Raw genomic sequence first — 13,737 nt, forward strand, 5'->3', positions numbered from 1 at the left:
ATGTATTGAAAGCAAAAAGCCACCCTCTTTGGAAGGTGGCTTCTGTATTTAATCTCAAAAAAGACTAGTAACGGTAATGCTCTGGTTTGAATGGACCATTTTGTGGTACCCCAATGTATTCTGCCTGATCTTTTTCTAATTTTTCTAATTTAGCACCAATGTGCGCCAAGTGTAAGAAAGCTACTTTCTCATCCAAATGCTTAGGAAGAATGTACACTTTGTTTTCATAATTAGCTGAATTAGCCCAAAGCTCTAATTGAGCTAAGGTTTGGTTACAGAATGAGTTCGACATAACGAATGACGGGTGACCCATGGCACAACCTAAATTCACTAAACGTCCTTCTGCTAATACGATGATGTTTTTGCCATCGATCGTGTACATATCCACTTGTGGTTTGATTTGATCTTTCGAAGCACCGTAATTATCGTTCAACCAAGCCATATCGATTTCATTGTCAAAGTGACCAATGTTACATACAATCGCTTTGTCTTTCATGGCCTTGAAATGACGGTCACGAATGATTTTTACGTTTCCTGTAGCTGTAACGAAGATATTAGCGCGACTAGCAGCCTCATCCATAGTCACTACTTCAAATCCGTCCATCGCAGCTTGTAAAGCACAGATAGGGTCGATTTCAGTCACCAAAACACGGCAACCAGCACCACGTAAAGATTCTGCACTACCTTTTCCTACGTCACCGTAACCAGCCACTACAGCTACCTTACCTGCTAACATTAAGTCGGTAGCACGACGAATCGCATCTACCAATGACTCTTTACATCCGTATTTATTATCAAATTTAGACTTAGTTACCGAGTCATTCACGTTGATCGCTGGTAAGAATAAAGTACCATTTTTCATACGCTCATACAAACGGTGAACACCGGTGGTAGTTTCCTCAGAAAGGCCTTTGATTCCTGGAATTAACTCAGGGTATTCATCAAATACCATGTTCGTTAAGTCACCACCATCATCCAAAATCATGTTCAATGGTTGCTTATCCTCACCAAAAAACAAAGTCTGCTCAATGCACCAGTTAAATTCTTCTTCGTTCATGCCTTTCCAAGCATAAACTGGGATTCCCGCTGCCGCAATAGCTGCTGCTGCGTGATCTTGGGTAGAGAAAATATTACAAGAAGACCAAGTTACCTCAGCGCCTAATGCAGTTAATGTTTCAATCAATACCGCTGTTTGGATAGTCATGTGCAAACATCCAGCGATGCGTGCTCCTTTTAATGGTTGAGCTTCTCCGAATTCAGCACGTAAAGCCATTAATCCTGGCATTTCTGCTTCTGCTAATTGAATTTCTTTACGACCCCAGTCGGCCAATGCAATGTCTTTAACTTTAAATGGTACATAGGTACCTGATTGTGATGCCATTGTGTATGATGTTGAATTGAATTTTCTTAATAAAGTGCAAAATTACTTCTTTTTTTAATAAAGAAGAAATAATACTTATTTAAAGGATTAGGGCCTCATGGATATGCCCCAATGAATCATTTAATTTCTATCTCGATTATTAGCCTTTATTTTCCAAAAAAGGCAATACACTTTCCAAGGAAATACCCCTAGAACCCTTTACTAATAAATAGCTATTCGTAATGGGATGGTCTTGAAGCCAATTGTGCAAACCAAATTTATCAGGGAAATAATAGGCCTTAGGCAAATGGATTAAAGCATGTTGCATGTGTTGACCTACCAATAATACCTTATCGAATGACTGTTGCGCTAGTAATGCTCCTAAGGCGGCATGCTCTTCCTCGGAAGAATCTCCCAATTCAAACATATCACCTAAAATCACAATTTTGGGAGAATTTTCTGTCTCTGCAAAATGTTGGATAGCAGCCGACATAGAAGAAGGGTTGGCATTATATGCATCCATCAAAACCTGGTTGCTACCAATATGAATATACTGTGACCGATGGTTCGTTGGGATATAGCTGCGAATACCTTCGTGGCATTGCTCATCGCTTAGGCCAAAATGTTTACCAACAGCCAATGCCATTTGGATATTTTCAAAATTGTAAATACCCGGCAAATGACTCTTGACCTCTAAACCATCATGGGTTCGGTACACTACCGTTGGCTTAGCTTCTACTAGTTCTGTATACAAGGCTTCATTCGCCCTGATGCTATGCTTAAAAAGTCGTTCTGCATGCATGTCATGCACCACATTTTTTTCATAAGGCAAAAAGACCGTTCCTTCATGATGCGACAAAAAATCAAATAATTCACCTTTGCCTTTTTTGATACCTTCTATACCTCCAAAACCTTCTAAATGCGCTTTACCAATGTTGGTAATTAAACCATGGGTTGGTTGGGCAATGTTGACCAACTCTGCAATATCTCCTTGTTTATTTGCCCCCATCTCGATAACCGCTATTTCATGGCTAGCTTGGATGGCCAAAATAGACAAAGGAACCCCAATGTGGTTATTTAGATTGCCTGTGGTAGCAAAACAATGAAACTTTTGAGATAAAACAGAAAATAATAGTTCTTTGGTGGTCGTTTTACCATTTGAACCTGTTAAACCAAGGACCGGAATGGATAAAGTTTTTCGGTACAAGCGCGCTAAATCTTGCAATGCTTGTAAACCATCTTCCACTAAAAGCGTTTTAGGAATATGTGCGAAAGCTTCATCGTCAATCACCGCAAAGGCAGCACCTTTCGCAAGGGCTTCCTCGGCCAGTTGATTAGCATTGAAGTTGGGACCTTTTAAAGCAAAGAAGAGATTTCCTTGGGTGATCTTCCGCGTGTCAGTGGATACACCTGTGGATTGTAAAAATCTTTCTAAAAGTGTTACATTAGAGGTCTTCATCATAAGTTGGATTACCAGGTCTTTAGGCTTACAAATATCGAATGAAATTTTTACTATTCTTATTTTTTGGATTCCTAAGCTCGGAAATACTTGCCCAGGGTTTATCCTGGAAGCAAAGTTCGCAAATCCCCGTTAAAGTCAATCAATCATTTTTATCTAATCCTTGGGCTGGGGGTTTCAATTCCGTGCAAGTAGAAAGCATGGATCTAAATACGGATGGAGTAGAAGATTGGGTGATTTTTGACCGAAGTACGCAAAAACTAAGTACTTTTTTGCGCTTTAAAATGTCGAATGGTAAATATTCCGAGGTTTATAGCCCAAGCTATGAATCTTTTTTTCCAAAGGTAGAAAACTGGTTCCACCTGGTGGATTTTAACCAAGACGGCAGGAAAGATTTATTTTGTTCGGCTGCTGCTGGAATGAAAATATACCAAAATGTTTCTAAGGAGACCATCGCCTTTCAAACCCTGATTGACCCAGTTTTTTCGGAAGGATTTTCGGGTAAAATCAATTTATATGTGGCGGCTTCTGACATTCCGGCCATTGGGGATGTAGACGGGGATGGCGATATAGATGTGTTGGCATTTGAGCCGGCAGGACACTATGTGGAATTTCATGAAAATGTTTCAGCCAAAGGCTCAGGTTTGATTCAATTCCGTAAAACAGTGGATTGCTGGGGCGACTTCATTCATAATGATTGTGAGGATGTGGTTTTAGGAAAATCTTGCGGCTCCTCCTTTATACCTTTGCAAGTAAATACCCCCAATCGAGTGATGCATGCCGGTAATAGTCTGGCCCTAATCACCAATAAAAATGGTTTACCTGATCTTTTGTTTGGTCATGTTTCTTGTCAAAATCTTATTCATTTAATCAATACGGGTACTGCCAAAAAACCTCAGTTCAGCCAATTGAATTATCGTTTTCCAACCGGTAATCCAGTTCAGGTAGGGGCTTTTGCCTCGGCTTTTCCTCTGGATGTGAATGACGACGGAAATTTAGACGTATTGGTATCGAGTAATACGTATGACAATGCCTTATATACGCAAGATTTTCAACGCTCTTTAAGCTATTATCAAAAGCAAGGGGAGAATTGGATTTTGCAGCAATCGTCTTTTATTCAGGATCAAATGTTGGATGTAGGAGAAAGTGCTGCCCCAATTTGGTGGGATGCCGATGGTGATGGGGATTTAGATTTCTTGATAGGAAATGCAGGAATTAGAGGGGCTATGGGAGTAAGGGCCAGTTTAAGTTTTTATGAAAATATCGGTACAGCCCAACAGCCTTCCTTGATTCAAAGGACAAATGACTTCGGAAATTTCAGTATAACTACGCAAGCTACTGACATCATTCCCCAAGTCATTGATTGGGATGCCAATGGAAAAAAGGATTTAGTCATTAGTTATCAAACATTTTTAGGGCCTAAAGTCGCCCTATATACTTCAGATAAAAAATGGCAAGAAATCAGCATTCCCGCCTTACAAAGTGGAGAAGTACCCATTTGGGTAGATTGGAACCAAGATGGGAAATTAGATTTATTGATTGTAGAAAAGTCGGGGAGGATACGTTCCTACCAGTACCAAACAGATAAAACATTTCAACTGGAAAATGCCAATTGGGCTAATCTGAGTCAGGATTTGAATTTTATCCCTAGAAGTATCTGTTTTTTAGATGTGGATGGAGATGGGAAATTGGAAGGTTTAGTCTTTGATCGGGTGGGGAAGGCGCAATTAATCTCTTTTAGTACCGATGGCAAAACAGCTACTCGGTCTAAGGCTTTTGCTTGGACAGCGGATTTTGGTGAAAAAGTATGGCCTACTGCGGCTGATTGGAACGGAGATGGGAAAATGGATCTGACCTTAGGATTGGGTTCTGGAGGCGTTCAACTTATAGAAAACAATTCAAGCAATCTTGTGGTAGAACAAATGAGTCAAGATGTCTTTCAAATTTGGCCTAATCCTAGCCAAGGACCAGTTTTTGTATCGAGTCTCGAAGCTGGTGAAATTACGGTGTTGGATATTCAGGGTAAGGTTTGGATGAATCCCTTCACCATTCAAGCTCGTGAAACCAAGGCCATTCAATTACCTAAAGCATTCCAAGGATCACTTTTCTTGCAGTGGCAAGGTAAGTCGGGGCAAAGGATAGTAAAACGATTGCTTATTGACTAAAAGAATTTATCAGCGCCTAGAATGATTTGACGGAGGCTAACAATGATGATGACCATGCCGACCAAAATCATCATGGATTTAATGGGAAGTTTATTAGCCAAACGTGCCGCGATAGGTGCGGCCACCACACCACCTAGAATTAAACCAATAATAACCTGCCAATAACCTAATCCAATGACCGTAAAGAAGGTTAAGGAGGACGCTAAGGATACAAAAAACTCCGTTAGGTTAACACTTCCAATGGTGTATTTAGGATGACGCCCCGAAGCGATTAAGGTAGAAGAAACGATAGGGCCCCAGCCTCCACCCCCGATGGAATCTAAGTAGCCACCAAAAAGAGCCAATAGACCTACTTTCTTCAATTGTCTTTTTTCTTGTCTTTTAATTAATGCCTTTCTGATAATGATGGCTCCTAGGAAAAGGGTGTAAATAGAAACTATTGGTTTGATGTATCCCGCATATTCTTCTAAGCTAGAAATCACATATGCACCTAATATAGCACCGATGATACCCGGAATGACTAAAGTCTTGAATAGTTTGGAGTTAACGTTTCCAAACTTCAAGTGCATATATCCTGAAACCCCTGAAGTGAAAACCTCCGAGGCATGGACACTCGCTGAAGCAGCAGCAGGGGATATTCCAACAGATAGCAAAAAGGTAGTAGCAGTTACTCCGTAAGCCATCCCCAAGGCCCCATCAATCATTTGAGCAATAAATCCACCCAAGATATAATATAAAATTTCTGAATTAACAGAGGAAAACACCACCTCCATTTTCTCAAAGGTCACATAGGTAAAAAGTAAATGCCCCACAATCATTAAAGCCAAAGCATTACTGATGTGTATAATGACTTCAGTTAAACTCCTTTCTCTTTTCCAAATGGTTTGCACCGCTTTAAAAATGCTGGGGAAGTTTCTCTTGGTTTCCGAACTAGGAGGGGTATTGTCTGACATAAATGTACTCGTAAGATAAAACTGCCTACAAAAGTAGTAGACTTTATCTAATCTACCAATAAAGTAGAGTAAATATTTTTTCATAAAAAAGCCGTAATTTGCATTCCCTTTTTTAAAATGATAAAAATTTATGCGTACAGAGTATCAGTTTCGAGACATCGAAAAGCAATGGCAGGCGTTTTGGGAGGCTAATCATACCTTTCAAGCCAAGGTAAATCCCAACAAACCAAAATACTATGTCCTAGATATGTTTCCTTATCCCTCTGGGGCTGGTTTGCACGTTGGGCATCCACTAGGGTATATTGCTTCTGATATTATCTCCCGCTACAAGCGTTTACAGGGATTTGAGGTTTTACATCCTATGGGTTTTGATTCCTTTGGTTTACCTGCAGAGCAATATGCGATACAAACAGGGCAACATCCTGCCTTAACTACCGAGCAAAATATCGCTCGATACATTGAACAATTGAAAAACATGGGTTTTTCTTTTGATTGGACAAGAGAAGTAAGAACATCTGATCCGTCTTATTACAAGTGGACCCAATGGATTTTCATGCAATTGTTTAATTCATGGTACAATCAATCCACAGACAAAGCCGAGTCCATCGATACGTTGATTCAGATTTTTGAAAAATCGGGTTCCAAAGGGGTGAAGGCAGTCTGTGATGAAGAGGTAAAAAGAATATCTGCCGAGGAGTGGAACTCCTATTCGGAAGAAGAAAAATATGCCTATTTGTTGGCTTTCCGTCTAGCATTTTTGGATGATTCAGTGGTGAACTGGTGCCCTGCTTTAGGGACTGTTTTGGCCAATGATGAGGTAAAAGATGGCGTTTCTGAGCGTGGAGGCCATCCAGTAGAGCAAAAGAAAATGCGTCAATGGTCGATGCGAATTACGGCTTATGCCGATCGACTATTGCGTGGATTGGACGAAGTAGATTGGTCTGATTCCTTAAAAGAGCAACAAAGAAACTGGATTGGTAAATCCATCGGAGCGGAGGTTGATTTTGATATCGATAATCCTGCGCTTTCCCATAAAAAGATTAAAGTTTTCACTACCCGAGTGGATACCATTTATGGGGTTTCTTTCATGGTATTAGCTCCGGAGCATGAATGGGTGGAGGAATTAACTACACCTGAACAGAAAGAGGCAGTAGAGTCCTATGTGACTTGGGCGAAATCTCGTTCGGAACTAGACCGCGTGTCAGAAGTAAAGCAAGTGAGCGGTGTATTTACCGGTTCTTTTGTGATAAATCCTTTCAATGGAACGCGTGTTCCTATTTATTTAGCTGACTATGTATTGGCAGGTTATGGTACCGGTGCTGTGATGGGTGTACCATCAGGAGATCAGCGCGACTGGAACTTTGCTACGCATTTTAATCTACCTATCATCCCGATTTTGGATGCCCAGAAAGATATAGAGAAACAAGCGGATGCAACTAAGGAAGGGCGATATATCAATTCTGAGTTAATTAATGGAAAGACCTACCAAGAAGCTATTCCAATCTTAACTGCTTGGTTAGAGGAAAGAGGTATTGGAAAAGGTAAAATTCAGTATCGTATGCGAAATGCGGTATTTTCTCGCCAACGTTATTGGGGAGAGCCTGTTCCCGTTTATTTCAAAGCAAACTCGAAAGGAGAATTATTGCCTTATTTGATTCAAGAAAGCGAATTGCCTTTGGAGCTTCCAAAAATTGATAAATATTTACCTACTGAGACAGGAGAGCCTCCATTAGGCCGTGCTGCCGACGTGTGGAAATACCAAGGTCAATACGACTACGAATGGTCAACTATGCCAGGTTGGGCAGGTTCTTCTTGGTATTGGTACCGTTACATGGATGCCCAAAATGACCAAGAATTTGCTTCTAAAGAGGCGGTGAATTATTGGAAAGCGGTCGATTTATACATTGGAGGTTCGGAGCATGCCACGGGGCACTTATTGTATTCCCGTTTTTGGAATAAATTCTTGAAAGATTTAGGCTATGTGCAGGAGGAAGAATTTGCCAAGAAATTGATCAATCAAGGCATGATTCAAGGTAGATCGAATTTTGTTTACCGTGTAAAAAATGTAAGTCCGGCTACTTTTGTTTCGCATGGACTAAAAGATCAATACGATGTGGCTGCCTTACATGTGGATGTCAATATCGTTGAAAATGATGTATTGAATGTGGAGGCATTTAAATCTTCCAGAAATGATGTGCCGGAAGATGCCGTTTTCATTTTAGAAGATGGTAAATATGTTTGCGGTTGGGAAGTGGAGAAAATGTCTAAATCCAAATACAACGTAGTGAATCCAGATGATTTGATTGCCAAATATGGTGCTGATACGCTGCGTGTATATGAGATGTTTTTAGGGCCATTGGAGCAATTTAAACCTTGGAATACCAACAGTATTTCAGGATCTCATAACTTCCTTAGAAAAGTTTGGCGTTTGTTCTTTGATGAAACAACCCAAAAAGTAAAATTGGAAGATGCACCAGCCAAGCCGGAAGAATTGAAGGTTTTGCATACCGCCATCAGAAAGGTGCATGAAGATTTAGAGCGGTATTCCTTTAATACGGTTGTTTCAACCTTAATGATTTGTGTCAATGATTTGACTCAATTGAAATGCCATAAAAAAGCCATTTTGAAAGATTTGGTCTTGTTATTGTCGCCCTATGCTCCTCACATGTCGGAAGAATTATGGGTAGCCTTAGGTGAGGAGGCAGGAAGTATTTCAAAAGCTACTTTCCCTGTTTTCAACGCGGCTTATTTAGTAGAAGATGAGTTTAATTACCCTATTTCTTTCAATGGAAAGGTGAAATTGACTTTATCTTTTCCTGCTACGGCTAGTCCTGCGGAAGTAGAAGCAGGTGTTTTAGCAAATCCTCAGGTGCAAAAAGTTTTGGATGGACAAACGCCAAGCAAGATTATTGTAGTTCCGAAGCGGATTGTGAATATTGTGTTGGGTAAATAGGGATGAATGTAGAATGAAGAATGTAGAATGAAGAATGTAGAATGTAGAATGTAGAATGAAGAATGTAGAATGTAGAATTTTCTGAAATTAAAGCCTTTCGATTTTGGAAGGAATTATAAATTCCAATGATTATTCGTTTAACATCTCCCGTTGGAACATTTAGTACATGACTATTCTACATTCTACATTCTACATTCTTCATTCTACATTCTACATTCTACATTCTTTATTCCCCATTCTTCATTCCCCATTCTTAATTTTCCCCATTCTTAATTTTCCCCAACAGCTCCCTCATTTCCTTTACTTTCTCTGGGTATTTATCAAAAAGATTTTCAGATTCCTTAGGATCCATTTTCAGGTTAAATAATTGGCCTGTGATGTGGTTCGTGGCTTTAACATTTCTAGGCTCGGTGAATCCTCCTGAGCCAAGTCCCTCCACCCATTTCCATTCGCCATGGCGGACAACTAAATAACCAATGGAGGTAGTGAAAACCACGGCTTCCTGCTCTGGGATACTTTTACTTTTTTTGGTCAACAATGGATATATCCCATAACTATCGTTCTTACTAGTTGGCTGACCCAGTATTTGCTGACAAGTGGCCAATAAGCTAGTTTGTGAAATTAGGGCATTGGAGGTGCTTTTTGCTTTTATTTTTTTAGGCCAACGAACAATGAAGGGAACTCGGTGACCTGCTTCATAAGCATCTCCTTTCATTCCTCGCCATGCTCCAGCTGCCTGATGTTGGAATTCTTTAACGAAATTTTCTCTCCAATAGGGGCCATTATCACTAGTGAATATCACCACCGTGTTTTCTTTTAACCCAAGGCTATCCAAGGTTTTCATAAGCTGCCCAACAGAAGCATCCACTTGCTGAACAAAATCTCCATATTCGCCAGCTTTTGAGCTTCCTTTGAATTTATTTTGAGGAACCCATGGAGTGTGTGGCCCAGAAAATGGAATGTATAAGAAAAAAGGTTTGTCGGATTTTTGACGCATCAAAAACTCCTTGGATTTATCAATGAAGCGAGGCATCACCCCATAGAAATCAAAGTTAGGGGCCATTTTTCCTTCTCTCCAAAAAGGACCTGTATAGCCAGAAGTTAATTTGTTGCCATCTGTATATGCCGTAGGTTTCTCTACCAAATGTTGATTTTCCAAATAACAATAAGGTGGCATATCCAAAGAAGCTGGTAAAATATAGGAATAATCAAAGCCATTGCCTGCTGGACCACCACTCGGGTCTTTGTCAAAATCAATGTGCTCTGGTTTCATCTCTTCATTTATACCATAATTTACTTGGGTTAAATTTCCTTCAAATCCCGGTTTTATAGCCCAATCAACGCCTAAATGCCATTTGCCCACCACGCCAGTTTGGTAACCTTGACTTTTCAGAAAGGAAGCTACGGTAATTCGTTCTTTTTCGATTAAAGTACGGCTATAGCCTCGTAAAACCCCAACAGGTAATTTGCTCCTAAATGGATATTGTCCCGTCATGATGGCGTAGCGCGATGGCGTACAAACCCCAGAGGCGGAGTGAGCATCTAAGAAGCGCATGCCTTCCTTAGCCAATTGGTCGATATTCGGAGTAGCAATTTTATTTCCTTGGGGATTGTATATGGAAATATCCCCGTATCCTAAATCATCGGCAAGTATGTAGATAATGTTCGGTTTAGATGATCTTTTGCTTTGTGATAAGCTAGTTGTAGTTAGGGAAACACATAGCAAGAGGGAAAGGAGGTAGCTTGTTTTCATGTTATTCTTTTAAGGAGTTGATCCAATCTTGAATTAATTTAATACCTTCTTGATGCTTCATTTTTCGGCCCAATTCCGGCATCATAATTCCTGGGTCCACTGAATCCATGCGGTAGGCTAAAATACTCTCTTTGGCTTTACCCGGAACGATATCGTATTTCAAATTGCCAGATCCTCTTCCTGCCGCGACAGGAGTTTTCATGAATCCGTAGGCTGTTTTATCCTTTGAATCCCAATTTAAATACAATCCCGAAGAACGTGCAGGGCCTGTTGGATTATGGCAATGTGCACAATTTATATCCAAATATGCTAAGGCTCTATCCTGTAGTGGCTTCGATTCATCCATATAATTAACCAAGGCCGGTATCTCTTTATGTGTGGGTAAACCTGTTAAAATACCTGCTTTTGACCAGTAATCTAATTGATTTTGATTCCCAGAAGTATAGGGGAAGTCCCCATGTAGTTGTCGGGCCGAAGGACCAATGGGTGTCATTTTACCACTTCTTTCGTGGCATCCTTTGCATTGGTTCATATTAGGCACTTGATAATTTACTTGTTTCAAAATACCTTGTTTATCTTTCCAGCTGACCAAGGAAGAACCTCCGGCCACTTCTAAATTGGCCTCAGTTTGTGCTTCATCCCAAATATACGGCAAGGCTACCCACGATTTCTCTTGTCTTATTAAAACCCTTGTTTCCATGATTCTTCTTCCTGCCGTAGGATTTGCTTCATCTTTGGGATAATAAAAGGTCTTGATGATAGCAGTACCCACGGGAAATTGAAGAACAGAATCTGCGTTATAAGCTACATTAGTTCCCTCAGGCAACTTGATAAAACGTAGTTTGGAAGCATAATCTGAAAATAAAGGAGCATTGAGCTGATAGGGAATTACTCCATCTTGAGGAATTTGGTCCCGCATTTCTCCTTTAAAAAAGCCATAGTCAGATAACTTCATGACGTAGCCCGATGTGTTTTTTCGGATGGAGCTAGCGTTTATGAAAGTGAAATATACGAGCAAGAACAGCCCTAAACGGATGGACTTCATGATTAACGTAATGTCTTAAATGCTTGAAGATGGCAATCGTACAAACTTACATCCCGTTTGATGTTCTTAAAATCATGCTCAGCATCAATATTGGCGAAGCTTTGGTTCGTATTGTTTCGAATGCAAATCCGATACGATGGGAAATATTCTCCACTGGAATCTAATCGCTTTGGGTCCAAAATGCCATCATAGATGATGTTAGGAACTTGTCGGCCAAACTTTAATTTGAAACGATACATTTGACCAAATCGGCCTTTGGCAGGTACACGGCCAGGTTTTCTTTCAAAATCATTATCCCTAATTTCAATGGCCGTAGGATAGGGGTCGTATTCCAAATCCTTGATTTTATTCTCTGTCATGTGGTAGGAAATGATCCCAATACCCATGGTTTTATGTTGGTGAATCTTATTGTTGAAAATTTCTACCTGACTGGTAGCCAAGACCAACATACCTGTACCCTTGGGTACCCGAGCGACGATATTACCTTTCGGAGCAAAATTGCTCAGGTTATTTTCTATCACCTCATTTTGGTAGACTTTGACGTGACCTCCTTTTTTCTGAACCAAATCAGGTAAATCAAAGACCAAAATGCCTCCTGTATTGCCATAGGCCTTGTTGTGATGAACCTCCGCAAATTGGGAATTTTCTATTTCTATACCTGCCACATTTTGAAAGGCCGTGCTATTTTTAACCTCGATGTATTTGGATTGACCAACATAAATACCCGCATCCGATGCTCCAATGGCGATGCAACTATCAATAAGTACATTTTCACAGAGCACTGGATACAGGGCATAGCTACCGTTGCTAGGTGAGGGCTTTCCCGTCCATTCTGCTTTGATTCTCCGAAAGGTTATTCCATTCACGTGCATGGTTTTAATTAAATCTCCTTTGGAATCTTGTACAGTCATATCTTCCAATATGATGTTTTCCGAATTGGTGATTTTAATGCCCTCAGCGCCGCCAGCTTGATTTTTAAAAGAAAGTACGGTTTTATCGATTCCTTTACCCCGGATAATCATATTCTTTTTACCATCCATCGACAAGCTTTGGGATATCTGAAAGGTACCTTCCTCTAGTTGAATGGTACTTCCATCTTCTGCCAAAATCAAATCTGTTTGTATTTTCTTTTCGATGGCCTGTTGGCCATAAACCTTTGAAAACACGACAAATGGAAAGATAAATAGGTAAAGGAAATGCTTACTCATATTATTTCAAATTCGATAAATAGGTTCTGCTTTGTCGGGTTTGAACAGGATATCTAGAGCTTTCATCTTCTAAATAATAATGCTGAATCTTAGCTTTTTTAGCTGCCTTCATGATTTCCGGAATGTTCAATTGACCTGTACCCAAGGCAACATCGTTTTCTACCGATGTAGTGCCTGACATATTGCCTTGAACCCCTTTCTTCAAATCCTTCAAGTGCATCAATTTAAAGCGATTGCCGTATTTTTCCAAAAGTTGGGCTGGATTTTGACCTGGGAAATAAGTCCAAAGTATATCCATCTCAAAGCTAACATATTTAGGATCTGTGTTTTGCGCCAAATAATCAAATAAGGTTCCTTCTCCATAGGATTCAAATTCGAAACCATGGTTGTGGTAGCAAAAAGTTAGATCGTATTTTTCTTTTAAAGCTTTTCCAATTTGATTGAATTCTTGGGCTGTCTTTTGAGCTAGCTCTAATGTGAAAGGTCCTGTGTGAGGAATCCATGCCACGCGGACAAAGGAAGCACCTAAGGTTTTAGCATTCTCCCCAACTTGGTCCGTTTTATTCAAGGCATCTCCCATGCTCACTCCGAAAGAGGAGCATTTCATGCCTCGCTCATCCAACATGCTACGTATTTCTTGAGCTGTTTTTACAAATAAACTAGAAAATTCCATGTCGGTAATGCCTTGGTTTTTCAGCGTATCCAAGGTTTTTGCCATGTCTTTGGAAAAACTATTTCGGTAGGTAAAGGATACCATGCCAATGTCTTTGCCATTGATTTGCATGGGTTTCTGGGCTAGTGCCAATAAGGGTAAAAAAAGAAGGAGTAAAGTAGTTTTCAT

General features: G+C 40.2%; 9 protein-coding genes. 2 read left to right on the forward strand and 7 right to left on the reverse strand.

Going from position 1 to position 13,737, the window contains the following annotated elements; genetic code table 11:
* Positions 1 to 64 precede the first annotated feature (64 nt).
* Together ahcY and SKC36_RS11620 are read right to left on the reverse strand one after the other, a co-directional pair.
* Positions 65 to 1,381 carry an adenosylhomocysteinase gene (gene ahcY / locus SKC36_RS11615; protein WP_459454657.1) on the reverse strand — a complete coding sequence of 439 codons (1,317 nt, stop codon included), beginning with the start codon at positions 1,379 to 1,381 and terminating at the stop codon, positions 65 to 67.
* A 139-nt stretch (positions 1,382 to 1,520) separates the two neighbouring features.
* Positions 1,521 to 2,822, reverse strand: a complete 1,302-nt coding sequence (locus tag SKC36_RS11620) for a UDP-N-acetylmuramoyl-tripeptide--D-alanyl-D-alanine ligase (protein WP_459465984.1) — start codon at positions 2,820 to 2,822, stop codon at positions 1,521 to 1,523.
* A gap of 38 nt (positions 2,823 to 2,860) precedes the next feature.
* On the opposite strand from SKC36_RS11620, the gene SKC36_RS11625 reads away from it, so the two are divergent.
* Positions 2,861 to 4,984 (forward strand): FG-GAP repeat domain-containing protein, encoded by a 2,124-nt coding sequence (locus SKC36_RS11625; protein WP_459465985.1) that lies wholly within the window; start codon positions 2,861 to 2,863, stop codon positions 4,982 to 4,984.
* On the opposite strand, the gene SKC36_RS11630 is transcribed toward SKC36_RS11625, so the two are convergent.
* Positions 4,981 to 5,937, reverse strand: a complete 957-nt coding sequence (locus tag SKC36_RS11630; RefSeq protein ID WP_459465986.1) for a sulfite exporter TauE/SafE family protein — start codon at positions 5,935 to 5,937, stop codon at positions 4,981 to 4,983. The genes SKC36_RS11625 and SKC36_RS11630 overlap by 4 nt on opposite strands.
* A 130-nt stretch (positions 5,938 to 6,067) precedes the next feature.
* On the opposite strand from SKC36_RS11630, the gene leuS reads away from it, so the two are divergent.
* Entirely contained in the window at positions 6,068 to 8,890 is a 2,823-nt protein-coding gene (leuS, locus tag SKC36_RS11635; RefSeq protein WP_459465987.1) for a leucine--tRNA ligase, read from the forward strand.
* Positions 8,891 to 9,143: 253 nt separating this feature from the next.
* On the opposite strand, the gene SKC36_RS11640 is transcribed toward leuS, so the two are convergent.
* The 4 genes from SKC36_RS11640 to SKC36_RS11655 are packed head-to-tail and all read right to left on the reverse strand — an operon-like array spanning position 9,144 to position 13,737.
* Entirely contained in the window at positions 9,144 to 10,643 is a 1,500-nt protein-coding gene (locus SKC36_RS11640) for a sulfatase family protein (RefSeq protein WP_459465988.1), read from the reverse strand.
* Between the two features lies 1 nt (position 10,644).
* Positions 10,645 to 11,688: an SO2930 family diheme c-type cytochrome gene (locus SKC36_RS11645; protein ID WP_459465989.1), complete on the reverse strand. Its 1,044-nt coding sequence runs from the start codon at positions 11,686 to 11,688 to the stop codon at positions 10,645 to 10,647.
* A gap of 2 nt (positions 11,689 to 11,690) precedes the next feature.
* Complete coding sequence (locus SKC36_RS11650) at positions 11,691 to 12,896, reverse strand: parallel beta-helix domain-containing protein (RefSeq protein WP_459465990.1); 1,206 nt, start codon at positions 12,894 to 12,896, stop codon at positions 11,691 to 11,693.
* Position 12,897: 1 nt separating this feature from the next.
* Positions 12,898 to 13,737: a sugar phosphate isomerase/epimerase family protein gene (locus tag SKC36_RS11655; protein WP_459465991.1), complete on the reverse strand. Its 840-nt coding sequence runs from the start codon at positions 13,735 to 13,737 to the stop codon at positions 12,898 to 12,900.

The sequence above is a fragment of the Aquirufa sp. OSTEICH-129A genome (assembly GCF_054558355.1).

Coding starts and splice junctions, on each gene's coding strand:
- ahcY (WP_459454657.1), bottom strand. CDS start 1,381: ATGGCATCACAATCAGGTACCTATGTACCATTTAAAGTTAAAGACATT.
- SKC36_RS11645 (WP_459465989.1), bottom strand. CDS start 11,688: ATGAAGTCCATCCGTTTAGGGCTGTTCTTGCTCGTATATTTCACTTTC.
- SKC36_RS11640 (WP_459465988.1), bottom strand. CDS start 10,643: ATGAAAACAAGCTACCTCCTTTCCCTCTTGCTATGTGTTTCCCTAACT.
- SKC36_RS11650 (WP_459465990.1), bottom strand. CDS start 12,896: ATGAGTAAGCATTTCCTTTACCTATTTATCTTTCCATTTGTCGTGTTT.
- SKC36_RS11655 (WP_459465991.1), bottom strand. CDS start 13,737: ATGAAAACTACTTTACTCCTTCTTTTTTTACCCTTATTGGCACTAGCC.
- leuS (WP_459465987.1), top strand. CDS start 6,068: ATGCGTACAGAGTATCAGTTTCGAGACATCGAAAAGCAATGGCAGGCG.
- SKC36_RS11620 (WP_459465984.1), bottom strand. CDS start 2,822: ATGATGAAGACCTCTAATGTAACACTTTTAGAAAGATTTTTACAATCC.
- SKC36_RS11630 (WP_459465986.1), bottom strand. CDS start 5,937: ATGTCAGACAATACCCCTCCTAGTTCGGAAACCAAGAGAAACTTCCCC.
- SKC36_RS11625 (WP_459465985.1), top strand. CDS start 2,861: ATGAAATTTTTACTATTCTTATTTTTTGGATTCCTAAGCTCGGAAATA.